Annotated in this window: 20 protein-coding genes; 7 read left to right on the top strand and 13 right to left on the bottom strand. The window is 57.9% G+C overall.

The window, feature by feature from the left end:
* Positions 1-2: 2 nt before the first annotated feature.
* Positions 3-320 carry an FAD assembly factor SdhE gene (locus O6760_RS23225; protein WP_269582036.1) on the bottom strand — a complete coding sequence of 106 codons (318 nt, stop codon included), beginning with the start codon at positions 318-320 and terminating at the stop codon, positions 3-5.
* Positions 321-545: 225 nt separating this feature from the next.
* Here O6760_RS23225 and recG point away from each other — a divergent pair, with 225 nt between their 5' ends.
* On the top strand, positions 546-2648 hold the full coding sequence (gene recG / locus O6760_RS23220; RefSeq protein WP_269582035.1) for an ATP-dependent DNA helicase RecG: 2103 nt from the start codon (positions 546-548) through the stop codon (positions 2646-2648).
* 3 nt (positions 2649-2651) lie between these two features.
* Here the strand turns inward: recG and O6760_RS23215 are convergent, their stop codons facing one another.
* Positions 2652-3194, bottom strand: a complete 543-nt coding sequence (locus tag O6760_RS23215; RefSeq protein WP_269582034.1) for an RBBP9/YdeN family alpha/beta hydrolase — start codon at positions 3192-3194, stop codon at positions 2652-2654.
* A gap of 153 nt (positions 3195-3347) precedes the next feature.
* On the opposite strand from O6760_RS23215, the gene O6760_RS23210 reads away from it, so the two are divergent.
* On the top strand, positions 3348-3791 hold the full coding sequence (locus tag O6760_RS23210) for an Lrp/AsnC family transcriptional regulator (RefSeq protein ID WP_269582033.1): 444 nt from the start codon (positions 3348-3350) through the stop codon (positions 3789-3791).
* Positions 3792-3810: 19 nt separating this feature from the next.
* Here the strand turns inward: O6760_RS23210 and O6760_RS23205 are convergent, their stop codons facing one another.
* Positions 3811-4551: a DUF502 domain-containing protein gene (locus tag O6760_RS23205; RefSeq protein ID WP_269582032.1), complete on the bottom strand. Its 741-nt coding sequence runs from the start codon at positions 4549-4551 to the stop codon at positions 3811-3813.
* 123 nt (positions 4552-4674) lie between these two features.
* On the opposite strand from O6760_RS23205, the gene O6760_RS23200 reads away from it, so the two are divergent.
* Positions 4675-5094: a YbaN family protein gene (locus O6760_RS23200; RefSeq protein WP_442969821.1), complete on the top strand. Its 420-nt coding sequence runs from the start codon at positions 4675-4677 to the stop codon at positions 5092-5094.
* Positions 5095-5096: 2 nt separating this feature from the next.
* Here O6760_RS23200 and O6760_RS23195 read toward each other — a convergent pair whose 3' ends face one another.
* From O6760_RS23195 to glmU, 3 genes are all read right to left on the bottom strand, one after another.
* The gene (locus O6760_RS23195) at positions 5097-5537 is read right to left on the bottom strand and encodes a GNAT family acetyltransferase (RefSeq protein WP_269582030.1); all 441 of its coding nucleotides are present in this window, start codon (positions 5535-5537) and stop codon (positions 5097-5099) included.
* Positions 5538-7364, bottom strand: a complete 1827-nt coding sequence (gene glmS, locus O6760_RS23190; protein ID WP_269582029.1) for a glutamine--fructose-6-phosphate transaminase (isomerizing) — start codon at positions 7362-7364, stop codon at positions 5538-5540.
* A 109-nt stretch (positions 7365-7473) separates the two neighbouring features.
* A complete protein-coding gene (gene glmU, locus O6760_RS23185; protein ID WP_269582028.1) occupies positions 7474-8829 on the bottom strand; it encodes a bifunctional UDP-N-acetylglucosamine diphosphorylase/glucosamine-1-phosphate N-acetyltransferase GlmU in 1356 nt (451 codons plus the stop codon).
* A gap of 182 nt (positions 8830-9011) precedes the next feature.
* Between glmU and O6760_RS23180 the strand changes: the two genes are divergently transcribed.
* Positions 9012-10280 (top strand): hypothetical protein, encoded by a 1269-nt coding sequence (locus O6760_RS23180; protein ID WP_269582027.1) that lies wholly within the window; start codon positions 9012-9014, stop codon positions 10278-10280.
* A gap of 74 nt (positions 10281-10354) precedes the next feature.
* On the opposite strand, the gene O6760_RS23175 is transcribed toward O6760_RS23180, so the two are convergent.
* The 3 genes from O6760_RS23175 to O6760_RS23165 all read right to left on the bottom strand — a co-directional run bounded on the left by O6760_RS23175 (position 10355) and on the right by O6760_RS23165 (position 12821).
* A complete protein-coding gene (locus O6760_RS23175; RefSeq protein ID WP_269582026.1) occupies positions 10355-11095 on the bottom strand; it encodes a cytochrome c biogenesis CcdA family protein in 741 nt (246 codons plus the stop codon).
* 132 nt (positions 11096-11227) lie between these two features.
* Positions 11228-12199: a TAXI family TRAP transporter solute-binding subunit gene (locus tag O6760_RS23170; RefSeq protein ID WP_269582025.1), complete on the bottom strand. Its 972-nt coding sequence runs from the start codon at positions 12197-12199 to the stop codon at positions 11228-11230.
* A gap of 328 nt (positions 12200-12527) precedes the next feature.
* Entirely contained in the window at positions 12528-12821 is a 294-nt protein-coding gene (locus O6760_RS23165; protein WP_269582024.1) for a hypothetical protein, read from the bottom strand.
* 602 nt (positions 12822-13423) lie between these two features.
* Here O6760_RS23165 and O6760_RS23160 point away from each other — a divergent pair.
* The 3 genes from O6760_RS23160 to O6760_RS23150 all read left to right on the top strand — a co-directional run bounded on the left by O6760_RS23160 (position 13424) and on the right by O6760_RS23150 (position 15175).
* Entirely contained in the window at positions 13424-14194 is a 771-nt protein-coding gene (locus O6760_RS23160) for a hypothetical protein (protein WP_269582023.1), read from the top strand.
* Between the two features lie 101 nt (positions 14195-14295).
* On the top strand, positions 14296-14475 hold the full coding sequence (locus O6760_RS23155; RefSeq protein ID WP_269582022.1) for a hypothetical protein: 180 nt from the start codon (positions 14296-14298) through the stop codon (positions 14473-14475).
* Positions 14450-15175 (top strand): FkbM family methyltransferase, encoded by a 726-nt coding sequence (locus tag O6760_RS23150; protein WP_269582021.1) that lies wholly within the window; start codon positions 14450-14452, stop codon positions 15173-15175. Before O6760_RS23155 ends, O6760_RS23150 begins: the two co-directional genes overlap by 26 nt.
* 46 nt (positions 15176-15221) lie before the next feature.
* Here the strand turns inward: O6760_RS23150 and O6760_RS23145 are convergent, their stop codons facing one another.
* From O6760_RS23145 to O6760_RS23130, 4 genes are read right to left on the bottom strand one after another with little or no spacing between them, the layout of a single operon-like run.
* Positions 15222-15626, bottom strand: a complete 405-nt coding sequence (locus O6760_RS23145; protein WP_269582020.1) for a hypothetical protein — start codon at positions 15624-15626, stop codon at positions 15222-15224.
* Positions 15619-15873 (bottom strand): hypothetical protein, encoded by a 255-nt coding sequence (locus tag O6760_RS23140; RefSeq protein WP_269582019.1) that lies wholly within the window; start codon positions 15871-15873, stop codon positions 15619-15621. The genes O6760_RS23145 and O6760_RS23140 overlap by 8 nt, the downstream gene beginning before the upstream one ends.
* Positions 15874-15915: 42 nt before the next feature.
* Positions 15916-16146 carry a hypothetical protein gene (locus O6760_RS23135; RefSeq protein WP_269582018.1) on the bottom strand — a complete coding sequence of 77 codons (231 nt, stop codon included), beginning with the start codon at positions 16144-16146 and terminating at the stop codon, positions 15916-15918.
* A gap of 25 nt (positions 16147-16171) precedes the next feature.
* Positions 16172-16510 (bottom strand): hypothetical protein, encoded by a 339-nt coding sequence (locus O6760_RS23130; RefSeq protein WP_269582017.1) that lies wholly within the window; start codon positions 16508-16510, stop codon positions 16172-16174.
* Between the last annotated feature and the right edge of the window lie 199 nt (positions 16511-16709).

Raw genomic sequence — 16709 nt, 5'->3', positions numbered from 1 at the left:
TGTTATCTGGCAAACCCGGCCGGACCGGCGGCTTCGTGATAGGCAATGATCCGCCGGTAAAGCGGCCCGTCCCACTCGTCCGGCAAGGGCGTGCGGCCCGTCATCCAGGCGTAGAGATCCTGGTCCTGCGCGGTCAGGAGATGTTCCAGCTCGCGCAGTTCGTCTTCGCTCAAGCTGTCGATTTCCGCATCCGCGAACCCGCCCAGCAACAGGTCCATTTCCTTCATGCCCCGGTGCCAGCAGCGGAACAGGATCTTCTTGCGGCGGGGATCGCGCGTATCCCCGGTAGCTTCGGTGCGTGCGCCGGTCGTCTCGGACATGATAGGCCTATGTGAAGCTGCCGGCGCGCTCGCAGGCTCGGTCAATCGCTCGCCGCTGCGCCGGATCAGGTGAAATCGTGACGGATATATAACGTCAGAGTCTCGGCTTGTCAGCGCCCAGTTCACAGATTGTTCTATTTGTTGCGCACTTGTCTGTCTTCGTGGCAGAACAGGTCCTCCAGTTGCCGTGCACCCGCCGATTTTTCGAAGGTACTCTCACCGAACATGCGCCCACCGGTTCTCGATCCCCTGTTTGCTCCGGTTTCCACGCTTCCCGGAATAGGACCGAAGATCGCCAAGCTGGTCTCGGGACTGGTCGGCGGCCAGCCGGACCGCGACGCCACGGTGGCAGATCTCCTTTTTCACATTCCGCACAGCCTGATCGACCGGCGCCACCGGCCCGGGATCGCCTATTCGGAAAACGGCGACATCGTCACGTTGGATGTGATCATCGGCCGGCATATGGCACCACCGCGACATTCCAAGGCGCCTTACAAGATCAGCGCCCATGACGACACCGGCCAGATCAGCTTCGTCTTCTTTCATCCGCGCCGGGACTGGTTGGAAAAAACGTTTCCCGAAGGCGAGCGGCGGATCGTTTCCGGCAAGGTCGAATGGTTCAACGACCGTCCCCAGATGGTTCACCCGGACTATTCCCTGAAGCCGGAGGAAGCTGAAGAGATGCCGGCAATCGAGCCGGTCTATCCACTCACCGCGGGCCTTGCCGCAAAGACCCTGCAAAAGGCCGTCCGTGCCGCTGTCGACCGTCTGCCAAACCTGCCGGAATGGCTGAATGAAGCCCACCTCCACCAGACCGGCTGGCCGGATTTTTCCGAGGCACTCAAGACCCTGCATGCCCCGAAGGAGCAGCAGGACATCGACCCGGCCTCGCCCTACATGCAGCGCCTCGCCTATGACGAATTGCTGGCCAGCCAGCTGGCGCTGGCCATGGTCCGCGCCCATATGCGCACGCTTGGCGGCATCGCGCGGCAGCCGAAGGGCGACCTGCAGAAGGCGGTGATTGACGCCCTTCCCTTTCAGCTCACTGGCAGTCAGGCAAAAGCGATCCAGGAGATCAACGAGGACCTCGCCCAGCCTGTGCGCATGCTGCGCCTGCTGCAGGGGGATGTCGGCGCCGGCAAGACCGTGGTCGCCCTGGCCGCCCTCGCCCAGGTGATCGAAAGCGGCGCACAGGGCGGCTTGATGGCGCCAACGGAAATCCTGGCGCGCCAGCACTATGCGTCGATGAAGCCGCTCTGCGACAAGGCCGGCATCCGCCTCGCCCTGATGACCGGCAAGGACAGCCAGAAGGAAAGGCGGATCCGCCAGGAACAGCTCGATGCAGGCGAGATCGACCTGGTGGTCGGCACCCATGCGTTGTTCCAGGGCACGGTAACCTTCAAAAATCTCGGCATAGTCGTTGTTGACGAACAGCACCGCTTCGGTGTGCACCAGCGCCTGGCGCTGTCGGCCAAGGGCCAGGGGGTCGATGTCCTGGTGATGACGGCCACCCCCATCCCCCGTACGCTGGTTCTGACCGGGTTCGGCGATATGGACGTCTCCCGTCTCACCGACAAACCCGCCGGTCGAAAGCCGATCACGACGGTCTCCGTCTCGCTCGACCGTCTCGACGAGATCATCTCGCGCGTTGGCGCCGCCATCGCCGACGGCCAGAAGGTCTACTGGGTCTGTCCGCTGGTGGAGGAGTCGGAGAAGATCGATCTCGCCGCAGTCGAGGACCGGCACCGGGTGCTGGAACATGCGCTGCGGCAGAAGGTGTCCCTGGTGCACGGGCGCATGAGCGCGGACGAAAAAGACGCCGCCATGGCGGACTTCAAGTCCGGGGTCACCAAGGTCCTTGTCGCCACCACCGTGATCGAGGTCGGCGTCGATGTGCCGGACGCGACCATCATCGTGATCGAGCACGCCGAGCGGTTTGGCCTTGCCCAGCTCCACCAGTTGCGCGGCCGGGTCGGCCGCGGCGACAAGCCGTCATCCTGCGTGCTGCTGTACAAGGGCCCGCTCGGCGAAACGGCCGGAGCCCGGCTCAACATCATGCGCCAGACCAATGACGGCTTCCTGATCGCGGAAGAAGACCTGAAACTGCGCGGCGGCGGCGAGATTCTCGGCACCCGCCAGTCCGGCACGCCGGGCTTCCGGATCGCACGCGCGGAAGAGCATGCCGACCTGATGGAAGTTGCCAGGGATGACGCGCGGCTTATCCTGGAAACCGATCCGGATCTGGAAAGCAAACGCGGCGAGGCACTCCGATGCCTGCTCTACCTGTTTGGACGGGACGCGGCGATCAGGCTGCTGAGAGCCGGATGACGCTCATCTTGTTGCGAGACCCGTCAAGAACGCGGAGAAGAGTGCCCGCCCCTCGCTCCAGTCGCCAAGCCCGCTGGCTTCGTTGACATGTCCCCTGGCGCCGAGACCGATCACCGTTCCCCCCGCGTTTCTGGCAAGGGCCGCACCGACACCCTTCGGGTCATACGGATCATCTGAACTCACAAGGGCCAGGATGGGCCGGTCTGCGGCCTTGATCCGCGAAATTTCAAATCCTGCTGCAACGGCCGGAAAATTTGGCCCATTTGCATCGGGAATACCGACGAGAAAGGCACCGCGCCAAGGACAGGCCGTCACCGCGGCCCAGTGCAGAAACGCAAGGCATCCAAGTGAATGACATACGAATACCGCGCCCGTCCCGGTCCTATCCGCTTCCCGTTCGATAGCTTCAATCCAGTCCTCCAGCACAGGTTCCGTCCAGGACGCAGGAGATATCCGGACACTTCCGGCGAAAAGACCTTCCCAACTGCTTTGCCAGTGCCCCGGCCCGGAACTGCCGATTCCAGGTACCGATACGAGTTTCGTCATGCTGAAATTTCCTGTAATCCATAAGATGAGAGGCCATTATTTAGCCCGCATCACAGAAAATGAATGAGACTTCATCGGAAAAAGAACCGAAAATCCGATAGTTTCAAGGACACGGACCGAGCTGCCTTGCAAATCAAAATAGATCCCACCGACATGGCAATTCTTGAAATCCTGCAGGAAGATGGACGTCTGTCCGTGTCCGAAGTCGGCCGGCGGGTTGGTCTGTCGCAGCCGGCGACTTCGGAACGTATCAAGCGGCTGGAGGAACGGGGAATCATCGGCGGGTATTGCGCGCGGATCAACCCGCAGGCGCTGGGGCTGGCCATGCAAGCCTTGCTTCGGCTCAGGACCACACACGAGAACATCCCCCGCGCCTTGCAGCTCTTTGCCGAAACGCCGGAAATCGTGAATGTGGACCGCGTCACCGGCGAAGACTGTTTCGTCTTGCGTGTGATCGTTCCCCGCCCCGTCGATCTGGAGCGGATTGTCGATACAATTGCACGGCTGGGGCCGGTGACAACGGCGGTCGTATTGCGCCAGCAACGCGCAAAACCCATTTCGCGTCAGCTGATGAGAAGCACCGGCACGATGGAATGACAGTCCCGGTTCAGGACCCTCAGGCGTCTTCCGGCGTCCGGACACGCTCCAGCTGCTCCGGATCGACGACCTTGTCCTTCAGGGTCTCCGGATGTCTCGGACTGACAAGTCCGGCTGATATCACCAGCTTGGCGGCATCCTCGACGCTCATGTCGAGCTCTATGATGTCCTCCTTGGGAACGAACAGCAGAAAACCCGAAGTCGGATTGGGCGTTGTCGGCAGGAACACCGACATGGTGTCCGCCTGATCTTCCAGTCTTGCGGCGACTTCCCCCTTGGTATCGGTGGAGATGAACACGATCGCCCACAGGCCCTTGCGCGGATACTCGATCAACGCCGCCTTGGTGAAACTGTCGCCCCTCTGATCAAGTATTGTCTCAAAGATCTGCTTCAAGCCACTGTAAATATTACGAACCAGCGGCATGCGGCCAACGATGTTCTCGCCGACAGAGAGCATACTGCGGCCAAGAAAATTTGCGGCCAGGAACCCCACGATGGTCAGGACGAAGATCGCGACGATCAACCCGAAGCCGGGGATCGGAAAAGGCAGGTAGGTGTCCGGATTATAGAGTTTCGGCACGAACGGCTTCACCCACCCGTCAACCCACTTGATGAAGGTCCAGGTCAGCCACAACGTGATTCCGATCGGACCGGTGATGACCAGGCCGGTCAGGAAGTAGTTGCGAAGACGTGTTGCCGCACCAGGCCGGTGATGGCCTATCTTGTGCGCGTCTTCTGATTTATGTTTGTGCCGGCTCATGGGTGATACCTGCTTGAAGTCCCTGTTGGCGCACGTCATTTAAAGGATCAGACCCTAGATAAGCATCTTTATCGCGGGGCGGTATCCTACGCTCGATTAATTTTTTAGCGATCAACCCCAAAAATGCCGATTTCGGAGGCAGTGTTGCGGCGAACCACGTTCAAACTTCTGGGAACCGGATGTGTTGGCCTCGGCATAGTCGGTGCTTTCCTGCCCCTGTTGCCGAGCACCATATTCTTCATTCTCGCCGCCGCCTGCTTCGCACGCTCCTCGCCGGCTCTCGAGGCGCGTATCCTGAACCACTCCGTGTTTGGTCCTCCGGTGGTTGCCTGGCGGGAACATGGAGCCATCAACCGCAAGGCCAAGACGGTTGCGGTTGCCGGCATGGCCTTCGGCTACGGCATGTTTCTCTATACAGCCTCGCCTTCGCTATGGCTCGGGGTACTGGTCGGCCTGTTCATCGGCGGATGCGCCGTTTACGTGCTCACCCGGCCGAGCGGTCCGAAAAACACGTCCATTGACGAATGTTCAAACCAGGTCTGAGGTCAATCGTCGGGAATAAGCCTTTTGCCCATGGGCACGGCGGCCTCCTCGGCATATCCCAGCCCTTCGTAGAACGTCATGACCGCCTCGTTTCCGCGCCGGACGAACAGGTTGATCTTCGGGCAGCCAAGATCCTTGAGATAGGCCTCGCAATGGGTCATGAGCTTCTTGCCAAGACCGCCTGACTGATACTCCGGATCGATGCTGAGATAATAGATGGATCCGCGATGGCCGTCATGGCTGACCATGACGGACCCGACGAGCCTGTCGGCCACCAGAAGAAGCAGGAAAACCCCGTTCCTGTCGGACAGCTTGCGATCGATATCCTTGTCCGGATCGTTCCACGGCCGGGTCAGCCCGCACTTGTCCCACAAGGCGATGACCTGGGACCGGAACCGGTCCTCGAAAGGAATGATCCGGCTGCTGTCGGTGTCTTCCGCCATCTATTCGACCGTGACGGACTTGGCCAGATTGCGCGGCTGGTCGACATCCGTTCCCATGAAGACCGCCGTGTGATACGCGATCAGTTGAACCGGCAGCGCGTAGATGATCGGGGCAACGATATCGGACATGTTCGGCAGGATCACCGTGTCCCTGGCCGCATTGCCGCATTCGGCAGCGCCGCGTTCGTCGGTGATCAGCACGATCCGCCCGCCCCGTGCTGCCACTTCCTGCATGTTGGACACGGTCTTTTCGTAGATCGCATCATAGGGCGCGATGACGAAAACCGGCATGTTCTCGTCGATCAGTGCGATCGGGCCATGCTTCAGTTCCCCGGCGGCATAGCCTTCTGCATGGATATAGGACAGTTCCTTGAGTTTCAGGGCCCCTTCAAGGGCGAGCGGAAAATTGGTTGCGCGGCCAAGGTAAAGCGCATTGTTGGCCTTGGACAGCGGATGGGCCAGCTTCTCGATATCCGCCTCGCTTGCCAGGGCCTTCAGGGCAAGGCTCGGCACTTCCGTCAGTTCCGCCACCAGCTCCTGTTCGCGTTCCTTGCTGAGCACGCCGCGTTCACGGCCTGCCTGGAGCGCAAGTGCGGCCAGCACCGCAAGCTGGCAGGTAAAGGCCTTGGTCGAGGCAACGCCGATCTCCGGACCCGCAATGGTCTGGAACACCCTGTCGGACTCGCGGGCAATCGTGCTTTCCGGAACATTCACGATTGCCCCGATGGTCGCGCCATGCGTCTTGCAATAGCGGAGCGAGGCCAAGGTGTCGGCCGTTTCACCCGATTGCGAAATGAACAGGGCCGCGTCCTTGTCGCTGACCGGTGTCTCGCGGTAGCGGAATTCGCTGGCTATGTCGATTTCAACCGGAAGCCTGGCATATTTCTCAAACCAGTATTTCGACACGAGGCCGGCCAGGTAGGCTGTCCCGCATGCCGTGATGATCAGCCTTGAGAGGTCCTTGAATTTCAACGCGTCGGCGCCGTCGACATTTGCCTTTTGCGACGTGTAGTCGAAATACCGCGACAGCGTATGACCAAGCACTTCCGGCTGCTCATGAATTTCCTTGGCCATGAAGTGCTTGTAATTGCCCTTCTCCATCAGGCTGGAGGTCACGGACGACCGCGCTTCCGGCCGTTCCACCGGCCGGTTGTCCTTGTCGAATATGCTGGCGCCGGAGCGGGTCAGCACTGCCCAGTCGCCCTCTTCGAGATAGGTGATCCGGTCCGTAAACGGCGATAGCGCAATGGCATCGGACCCGAAGAACATCTCGCCTTCACCGTGGCCAACCGCCAGCGGCGAGCCTTTCCGCGCCCCGATCAGGAGATCCTCTTCGCCGGAGAACAGCATGGCGAGCGCGAACGCGCCCTTCAGGCGCGGCAGAACCTCGGCAACAGCCTCGCGCGCCGTTTTGCCCCGTGCGATCACCAGATTGATCAGGTGGGCAACGACTTCCGTATCGGTTTCGGTTTCCAGAACGGCACCGGTCGCCGCGATCTCGTCGCGCAGTTCGAGATAGTTTTCTATGATCCCGTTGTGGACGACGGCCACGCCCCCCGCCAGATGCGGATGGGCATTTGAAACGGTCGGCGCGCCGTGTGTTGCCCATCTGGTGTGGCCGATACCGGCCGTACCCGGCAGGGGCGATTTTTCAAGGACCGCCTCCAGGTTGCGCAACTTGCCTTCGGCGCGGCGCCTGACCAGGTGTCCGTCAACCAGGGTGGCAACTCCGGCGGAATCGTAACCGCGATATTCCAGGCGCTTCAACGAATCCACGATCCGCGGCGCCACTTCAACACGGCCCAAAACGCCAACGATGCCACACATGCAATATGCCCTTTGATAAATGAACCTGAAAGACCGCTATGCTTTAGACGACAGAAGCGATCATTCTGAAATCAATCCCTGTTTCAGAAAGTGACAAGGGACGAATTCGTCAGGATTTGCTGTCCTTTGCAGCCTGCAGACGATCGCGCAACTGTTTGGCCTTGCCTTCCTTGACCGTCTGCCGGGCGCGTCCGAATGCCATCGAATCCCGCTGAACGTCATCGGTGATGACACTGCCGGCGGCGACAAAGCTGCCGTTCCCAAGTTTGACAGGCGCAACCAGGGTCGAGTTCGACCCGACAAAACTGCCCGCGCCGATTTCCGTGCGGTGTTTCAGGTAGCCGTCATAGTTGCAGGTAATGGTGCCTGCGCCGATATTCGACTTCGAGCCGACACTGGCGTCGCCGATATAACTGAGATGATTGGCCTTTGCGCCGGAGCCGAAAGTCGCGTTCTTGACCTCCACGAAGTTGCCGACGCGCGTGTCGCTGCCAAGAACGGCCCCGGGGCGCAGGCGCGCATAGGGGCCGACAACACTGCCCTCGCCGACCGTGGCGCCCTCGAGGTGACTGAAGGCACGAATGCGGGCGCCCTTGGCCACCTTGACGCCAGGGCCGAACACGACGTTCTGCTCGACCGTCACATCCGCCGCCAGTTCCGTATCGTGAGAGAAAAACACCGTGGCCGGCGCCAGCATGGTGCAGCCGTTCTCCAACGCGGCACGGCGCTTGCGTGCCTGGAAGTCGGCTTCGCAGGCGGCCAGTTGCGCGCGCGTGTTGATGCCTTGCGTCTCGACCTCTGAACCGGTCACCGCAACAACCTTCAGGCCGCGCGCATTTGCGATCTCGACGGCATCGGTCAGGTAATATTCGCCCTTTGCGTTGTCGTTGCCGATGGCTTCCAGAAGGCCTTGTGCGTGAGGGCCTGAAAAACCCATGATGCCGGAGTTGCACAGGGTTATTCTGCGCTCCTCTTCCGAGGCATCCTTTTCTTCGCGAATGGCGACAAGGCGGCCGTTTTCGGTCAGCAACCGTCCATAGCCGAAGGGTCTTCTGGTTTCGAAGCCGAGCACCACAAGGTCTGCCCCGCCGGAAAGCGCCTTGCGAACCCGCCCCACGGTCTCCGCGGTCACCAACGGCGTGTCTCCGAACAGGACCAGTACATCATCGGCGGGAAATTCAAGTGCCGGTCTGGCGGCCAGCGCGGCGTGTGCCGTGCCGAGGCGCTCTGTCTGGACGTAGCACCTCGCCGAAGGCGCCAGCGAATAGACCAGCTTTTCCAGCGTCGGCATGTCGGGACCGGTGACGACCGAAATCCGTTCCGACCCGGCCTTTTCAAGCGCCTTGACGACGTGACCGACCAGAGGCAGTCCGCCGATTTCATGCATGACCTTCGGCAGATCGGATTTCATTCGGGTTCCCAGCCCCGCGGCCAGGACAATGGAAAGGCAAGAACGCGCTGTCATAAAAGGTCCAGTGTCAAATATCCGTGCGTCGCCGACGCGATTGCGCTCCTATATGCCCCGATCCACAGAACATTGAAAGATCTGACTGCGCAGCCGTTCAGGTTTGCGTTTCATTAACCATAATACGCACCAGATAGGGTATCTTCGCAGAGATTCGCAAACTGGCCCGGGAACCAGGAATATTGACAAGACGGCAGGCGAAAAAGTCCATTCGGGACATCGTCAGGGAGACCATCACGCCCTCGCGTGTCGGCCTGCTGTCCTGGGCGTCTGCAGCGGTCTTCATGGGCACCGTAGGACTGGCTTCCTATCAGTTCAGCTACGACCATTCCGGATTTGGTCCGGTGGACCGCGTTCCGGCCGGTCTCGCCCTGCCACCGGCAGGTGACGTCGACAGCACCGCCTCCATTTCCCGAACACCCACTCCCGGTGCTGCCCTCGAGGTGATGCAGTTACCCGCCGAGACGCCGACCGCGCGGTCTGTTCCCCTGGACTCGGGTCAACTCGAAGTGCTGCAACTTGAAATCGTTGGCCTGCGGCGTCGCCTGAGCGCCCTGTCGGAACAGAATGCGGCCTATTCTCGTCGGATCGCCGCGCTGGAAAAGCAGTCCGCGCTTGAAAAACTCGCCGGTGCGGGACGCTCGGGCAACAACGCCGCTGAGCCAGGCCCCGGTGTGGTGATCACGAAAGCGGTGCCGGCACCGCCGCCCTCTCCTCAACCGGTTCCGTCTCCTGCCAAGAATGCGGACAGGTCCAGCGCTTCAACGTCCGCTGGAGAAACGCACCAGGCCGCCGACAGTCCTGTCCCGCAACCATCCCCCGGGCAACCATCCCCCGAGCAACCGGCAAAAACCGCGCCAAGGCTGATCAACCTCTATCGAAACACGCCTGGTACGGAAGCGCAGGATGCCGCCGAGAACAATCCGAACGCCCCAGTCCGCATCGTCCGGAAACAGGACAGCATCCAGCCGCCAAAGGTCCGGCTTCCGGACAGCACCGATGCGCCGGTTTCAACGGGCTCCATCCCGACCGGAGCCGAAACAGCACCTCCTGAGGCCTTTGATCCCACGCCGACGCAGACAACGCTGCGCCCCAAGGTCATCACGCCTTCCACTCCCTCCGGACGTTTGCGCGGCGGTGGCGACAGACAGCTGAAACGAAGCGATTTCGGCGCCATTATCGGCCACTACCGGACGTCGGCGGCGGCCGCAAAGGCCTGGGCTGATTTCAAGACCCAGAACGAGGAACGCATGCGGGACCTGCGCCCGCTGTTGATGAACAGGAAGACGGCCGACGGCGGAGTTGCCCTCATGGTCGGTCCGTTCGCAAACGCAGCCGACGCCGCCCTGGCCTGTTTCCAGTTGCTGGATGTCGCGGAGCTTTGCCACCCGGCACTCTATGCGGGCGATCCTCTGGTCACGGCTGCCGAGTTCCGGGACAGCGCGTTCTAAAAGACCCATGCGGCGCGACTGCCTCTACGCCACAATCTGCCCCCACGACGCGAGGGGACAAGCCCGCGCCTCCGTCAGCCGATCGTCTGCAGGGCCGGAAAGGTCTCGAGCAGCCAGTAGGACAGCACCGCCATCTGGCCGGTCAGGAACATGACCCCGGTGAGAACGAGCACACCCCCCATGGTCTTCTCGACCGCGCCCATATGCCGGCGGAAGCGCTTCATGAACTTGAGAAACGGCCCCGCGAAAAGGGCCGCGATCAGGAACGGAATGCCGAGGCCGAGTGCGTAGGCACTCAGAAGAACGGCTCCCTGTTCGACGGTTTCCTTGGTTGCCGCAACCGCAAAGATCGCCGACAGGATCGGTCCGATGCAGGGTGTCCAGCCAAAACCGAAGGCCAGGCCGATCAAATAGGCGCCGAATGGTCCCGCGGGCTTCTTCTCAACATGGACACGGGCCTCCCTGTAAAGAAAGCCGATCCGGAACACGCCGAGGAAATGCAGCCCCATGACGATGATGGCAACCCCTGCGAAATAGCTGAAATAGTCCAGGTATTCCCGAATGAACTGCCCCAGGACACTTGCCGTCGCGCCCAGGAGCACAAAGACGGTCGAAAAGCCGAGAACAAAGAACAGCGCGCTGAAAAACACCCTTTGCGTGACAGCATTCCCCTCGTTTTCCTGCCCGCCCAGTTCCTCCAGCGACACGCCTGCGAGAAAACCCAGATAGGGCGGCACAAGGGGAAGCACACACGGCGAGACGAACGACAGCACTCCCGCGAGCGCCGCGCCAATGATTGTCACTTCCTGGATCATGTTTTTTCCCGGTCCATGTGAAAACGGATCTGACTGCCGGACAGATGCGGAGCGCCCTGTTTAGTCGTTCCGGTGGCCACCGCAAAGACAAATGCCGCTCACCTTTTGGAGAGCCGGCCGGTCGGTCCGCTTCTACTGGTCGGCGTCAGTTGCGGGCAATAGGCCGCGTTCACGGTAGAAGGTCAATGCGCCAGGATGTAGCGGTGCCGCCATGGCGGTGCCGACCATGTCTTCCACCACGAGATTGTTCAGCGCCGGATGCAGGCGCCGGAAACTGTCAAAGTGATCGAACAGGGCCTGGACCATGGTGGCGACAATATCCTCGGGCATTTTGGACGAGGTGACGAACGTCGCCAGCACCCCGAAGGATCTGACGGTTTCGTTCATCCCGTAAAGGTCCGCCGGGATCTCGGCGGCCATGTAGTAGGGAGCCTCGTCGAGAAGGCGCGTCACTGCGTCGCCCTCGATACCCAGCAGCCTGATATCGCACTGCTGCTGCGTTTCCTCGATGAGACTGGCAGGATGACCGATCAGGACGAAATACGCGTCGATGGTACCAGAGCACAATGCCTCGGCAAGTTGGGACGTGTTGAGGTCGGACAGGCTGTTCTGATCGGCTTCGGTCCAACCCAGGCGGCTGATCAGCGCGCCCCAGGATGCTGCGGATCCCGACCCGGCGGCACCTATGTTGATCCGGGCTCTCTTCAGGTCGTTGAAGTTCCGGAAGTCCGACTCGTCCCGAACCACAACCGTGGCGACTTCCCTGTGAAGCGAAAACACCGAACGCAGATCCTCGAACGGTCCGGCTTCTTCAAAGACGGACGTGCCGTTGAACGCATGGTATTGCCAGTCGGACTGGACGTAACCGAAATCGATTTCGCCATCGCGGATCTTTTCGATGTTCACGATGGATCCAAAGGTCGTCTCGACGGAACAGCGTACCCCGTGCTCGGCGCGGCTGCGATTGACGATTTTGCAGGTTGCGCCGCCGGACGGGTAATAGACACCGGTGACGCCACCGGTTCCGATGGTGACAAATTGCTGTTCAGCCTCCTGCCCCAGCGCGGGACCGAAAAGGGACAAGAAGCAGAAAAGTGTCAGCACGACCGCCAAGGGCGACAAATATTCTTGCGGCAGTCTCCCTGCCGGAATGACGTGCTTCAACAATGTGATCAAAATACCGTACTCACAATCCGCTGACCACGGCGCGTGCCGATCATCTAGGGATAACAAACACTCCGCAGATTGACCAGCACGCTTCGTATCGAAAGCCCTGACCTCAAGGCGAAAGTGATCGCACGGCAGAAGAAAGTTCCGTTTTTTTGGACCGGCGCGAAACAAGTCGTTGCCGGACACAAAAAAAGGCGCCGCCGCGCCTTGGTCTGCCCTGATATGCTCCGGCCCCTACCCCGGCCGGCCATACCCGGTGGATCTAGTTTGTACGCCCTCCCCGGATCACCTCGAAGAGTTTGCTCTTCAGCTCCTCTTCGGCCTCACCGTCCCGGAGCCCCTGGCGCCACTGGTCGAGGATCAGCCTCAGCCCGAGCGTCTCCCGATTGTGCGGCAGGTCGCCAATGAACGCGCCGAAAAATGCGTCCAGACGTTCCCGGTCAATCAGGCCCTGGTCTATCAATCCGTGAATCAGGGTCATCGTGGCAGCGATGTGTCCCTTCACGAAATCGAACTCGACTGAGTTCGTATGGGTGTCGATTGTCGTTGTGTGCATGTAACCTCTCATGTGCAAGATAACGTTACATCACAATGCTTTATTGCGCTACCTGACAGTTTTTGCAGGAGAATGATCATTATTTGCTTAAAAATGAAACCTCTTGATTAGTGAATTCAGACATGCCGAATGTTGTACTTGTCAATACTGTCGATCGGTATTTTATTATTAATGGTTTCACTGAAAAGGAAGCCTCCCGGCACCTTAATACGGATGCGATTGCAATGCTGAATTCCGCCCGGGAGTGCTTTCCCCAGGGCTTTTGAAAAAATCCAATTTGCCTCTTGCAATCAAATCGGTGTCGGCCTAAACACACGCCACCAACGCGGCGGCGCCGGCAACGACGCACCCGCACGCACCGGAAATTGGTGAGAGCCGATAGCTCAGCTGGTAGAGCAACTGACTTTTAATCAGTGTGTTTTGATTTAAATTCAATGCTTTAACTGTAAATTCACCAAAAATCACCATATTATAAATCAATACCTTACAGATATGCTGTAAATTATTCGGATATTATTTTATTCTATGTTGCACCTAAGGACGGCAGCTGACAGATTGTCCGCTTCAGAAAATCTGGACACGAAAACGCAGCTTCCTAAAAGATGCAAAATAAAATACGTCGCGCGCTAAAAAACCACATCAAGGCAAACAAAATTACGGTAAGCGCCTGGTGTCGACGTGCAAACGTTCCGTCGCGAACAGTGTACTCTTTCCTGGATGGCACGACGAACGATCTCGGCGCATCTAAACTCGTCGCTTTAGCTGACGCGGAGCAGATTGGAATCGACCAATTAATCAATCGAATTACCTTCGATAGAACCGAAGTGTTGGAATTAGCCGGCCCGATCGTGGAGCGATTGGGATCACTTGTCACCTTGGAGGAAGTGGCTCGCTGCACTGGCGTAACCCTGCCATCACTGCAGACTGAATGGGTCACCCCGAACGATCTGATTATCGACGTCTATTTGAGGACCGTTCCTGTGCTCGCAATCGAAAATTTATCTAAGGTACAGGGCCAAACTGTAAGGGAACGTTTTGCATCGTCAACAACACTAGCACTAGAATGGGTTTCAACTCACCGGGATTTCTACTTGGCAGCGCAAACCGCGATCCTCAATGCTAGTAGGAAACGAAGGAGTAATTTTCAGCGCGCGAACGAAGAAGTGATAAAAAAAATCGCAGACGAGATCCTTGATGGTTCCGCTGATCTTTTGATCGTCGATAAAGCCCAGAAACTGATGATGGCACGCATCTATCTGCTTGTCTTTCGACATTTCGCAATGTCATATGCGCATACCCTCGATCTGTCTGAAACCACTGTCAAAATTGATGATGTCATATCCTTCATGTTATACGCGAGAGTCGCGAAATAGCGCAACCTGTGCGCTGCATATAACCTTAACCAGCGAACAATTCCTATTGTAAGAAACCCTGCATAAGTTTGTAATAAAAGCTTCATGTAGGAGGGATTGGTATGGTCAACGGTCGCATTTTGAATGTCATTTCCGCCTTCATCGAGATCATTGAAGACAGCGATGAGATAATCATCGCGGCGCGGATTAAACCAGAAGTCCTGGATGCGTTGGCCGCGGCCGGTACAGATCTAGAAGACCTAGAAGACGACGCGCATGGAGAAGTCGAGACATGCGTATAAATTTCTGCTATGCATAGCGGAATTAATCACCAGAGATGAAAAGAAGATTGCTGTGAATAAAACTCAAGGGTGGTACGTGCCGGACATTGACAAAGGCGTTCCGCGGTTTGTTCACGGTGTTGGAAAATCAAACAAATTTCAGATCAACCACTTGAAAGCGGCATTCAAATACGTGACCAAGTGGCGTGTTGCTTTGGACATTGGTGCCCACTGCGGCTTCTGGACTGCCTCTATGGCCAAGCGCTTCGACGAAGTTCACGCTTTCGAAATGGCCCCGGATACCTTTGAGTGTCTGCGGATAAATATGTCCGAAAAACACAATGTAACAGAACACCACATAGGTGTTGGCGAAGAGCACGGTACCGGATCTATCTGTGAGGACGAAAAACGGAAAGGAAGCACGGGCTCGCGATTCATCGGCCCGGGAGAAGATTTCGAAGTCACTGCAATCGACGAGTTCGCCTGGCCGGCCGTCGATCTCATAAAGATCGACGTCGAAGGATACGAATATCAGGTTCTCAAAGGCGCCAGGGAAACCATCGAAAAATTCCGACCTGTCGTGATCATGGAAACTGGCGGCAAATTCGCACGCTCACGTTATGGCACAGCGAACGACGCCGCGGAAAAATTCCTTTTGAAACGAGGCTACAAAGTCGCCGAGGACCTGAATCCGGATAAGATTTTTGTTCCGAATATGTAGCCATTGTCGGACACTTAACGCCTCCTGCGCCTGGCCATTTTCACCTCTATTCTGGGTCGCTGTAACTCAAAAGCTCATCAGTCGACAAGATTGTCTTTTCCCCGCGTAAAGCAGCTTCAGCATCCGTTATAAAATCCCACGCTGAATGTTGAGGTCCGACTGCTTCAGCTATGCGGCGCCAAGCCGTGGTCTTGTACATCAGGAGCCCTCTTTGCTCCTCGGTTATCTTTTCCTTTTCGAAACACGAAACCGCGGGCCCAGTTGGAGTGATCACAGATACCTCAACATCCGGACCGACCACGATCACATCAACACCGGGGAAACCCTGACTATGTAAGGGCTTCCTGATTTCGTTATTGATCTTGGACACGGCTTCAGTCGTAGGTTCATACGGCAACCGGATCAGAACGATATCACCGTTTTTAACCGGCAGCCGTTTCACGTCATCCAACTTTATTTCTGACATCTCCTTGCCTTTTCTCTCTCGCGTAGACCAAAGCCAACGCTTTAGCAGCCGCAATTGTGGCGTTGCGATCTCGAGTCCAAAAACGATAGGGAGGGTTATGGCCAGGATAGAAATCTCTACCCTGGCGTGGAGCAACGATCATTGGCTCTACCTCCTGCCATTCTCCGCTCACCCTTTCCCAAACCACCCAAGCGCCGGTGAAAAACGGGAAAACACCGACATCACCATTCACGAACCCATCCGCGTGCGGTTCCCAAGTCATTACCTTGAATCCTCATTCCTCAAACAGTAGTTCTATGCCGTTTTCGTCAAAGTAGGTCGGGATATCAAAATCTCCTGGATTGCAGTCGGGACACTGAAACTCGACAATGGCAGTACCATCCGGATCCGTAACATCCTTCCGAACACGCTTTTCCGCCTTACAGCCCGGACATCGGAGGGTGACAAAATCGCCAGGTTGCACACCACAAGCGGCGTCGATCATCTGCTGTATCGGCGTTGGCACTTGACTCTCCCTTGTTCAAATATTGTCAGTTCTGATACCCACCGGCCCCAGGTAGATGGATAACGGTGTCAGCAGCGCTCGTTGGCGCTGCGTCCGTCCCAAAGCGCGCCTGGTAAACTTGTTCGCCTGCTGGCGTAATTTCGAAATCGTGAAGGTCATGCAGTGCGACAAACTCACCAGCAGCGAGGCCAAGACCTGCCCACACCAGCTTCATCGCCGCCTCTTTCGGGATGGATTGAGAACTTAGAATTTCAAGGCGATGGACGCGGGTGACACCCCTCTTCTTGGCTTGCATCAGGAGATCAAGAAAACACCACTGGGCATCGGTCAATTCATTCATTTGAATCATCACCCTGTCGATCAACCTGTCTTTCCGCTAAGCTCTTAATTGTCTCAATCGACAGATCAACGAGAAAAGCGGCGTCATGTTCATTGTTGTCTGTCATATTATGTTGAAGCTTCCGCAAGCGGTCGCATAACGTTATTGGGCAAATCTTGATTTCTGTTACACGCAACATGCTCAACTCCCTTAACTGGACGGTCGATCTTCCACGAAGGTACCG

The organism is Roseibium sp. Sym1 (assembly GCF_027359675.1).
In the GTDB taxonomy this organism is placed as follows: domain Bacteria; phylum Pseudomonadota; class Alphaproteobacteria; order Rhizobiales; family Stappiaceae; genus Roseibium.
The sequence above is the reverse complement of the archived record's forward strand: the minus strand, read 5'-3'. Positions and strand labels throughout refer to the sequence as shown.

What these genes read in the sequence shown, in the direction of transcription:
- O6760_RS23210 (WP_269582033.1), top strand. Translation starts at nt 3,348, where the DNA reads ATGGCAATTCTTGAAATCCTGCAGGAAGATGGACGTCTGTCCGTGTCC.
- O6760_RS23215 (WP_269582034.1), bottom strand. Translation starts at nt 3,194, where the DNA reads ATGACGAAACTCGTATCGGTACCTGGAATCGGCAGTTCCGGGCCGGGG.
- O6760_RS23150 (WP_269582021.1), top strand. Translation starts at nt 14,450, where the DNA reads ATGGAGAAGTCGAGACATGCGTATAAATTTCTGCTATGCATAGCGGAA.
- recG (WP_269582035.1), top strand. Translation starts at nt 546, where the DNA reads ATGCGCCCACCGGTTCTCGATCCCCTGTTTGCTCCGGTTTCCACGCTT.
- O6760_RS23165 (WP_269582024.1), bottom strand. Translation starts at nt 12,821, where the DNA reads ATGCACACAACGACAATCGACACCCATACGAACTCAGTCGAGTTCGAT.
- glmS (WP_269582029.1), bottom strand. Translation starts at nt 7,364, where the DNA reads ATGTGTGGCATCGTTGGCGTTTTGGGCCGTGTTGAAGTGGCGCCGCGG.
- O6760_RS23200 (WP_442969821.1), top strand. Translation starts at nt 4,675, where the DNA reads ATGCCGATTTCGGAGGCAGTGTTGCGGCGAACCACGTTCAAACTTCTG.
- O6760_RS23160 (WP_269582023.1), top strand. Translation starts at nt 13,424, where the DNA reads ATGCAAAATAAAATACGTCGCGCGCTAAAAAACCACATCAAGGCAAAC.
- O6760_RS23225 (WP_269582036.1), bottom strand. Translation starts at nt 320, where the DNA reads ATGTCCGAGACGACCGGCGCACGCACCGAAGCTACCGGGGATACGCGC.
- O6760_RS23205 (WP_269582032.1), bottom strand. Translation starts at nt 4,551, where the DNA reads ATGAGCCGGCACAAACATAAATCAGAAGACGCGCACAAGATAGGCCAT.
- O6760_RS23195 (WP_269582030.1), bottom strand. Translation starts at nt 5,537, where the DNA reads ATGGCGGAAGACACCGACAGCAGCCGGATCATTCCTTTCGAGGACCGG.
- glmU (WP_269582028.1), bottom strand. Translation starts at nt 8,829, where the DNA reads ATGACAGCGCGTTCTTGCCTTTCCATTGTCCTGGCCGCGGGGCTGGGA.
- O6760_RS23155 (WP_269582022.1), top strand. Translation starts at nt 14,296, where the DNA reads ATGGTCAACGGTCGCATTTTGAATGTCATTTCCGCCTTCATCGAGATC.
- O6760_RS23175 (WP_269582026.1), bottom strand. Translation starts at nt 11,095, where the DNA reads ATGATCCAGGAAGTGACAATCATTGGCGCGGCGCTCGCGGGAGTGCTG.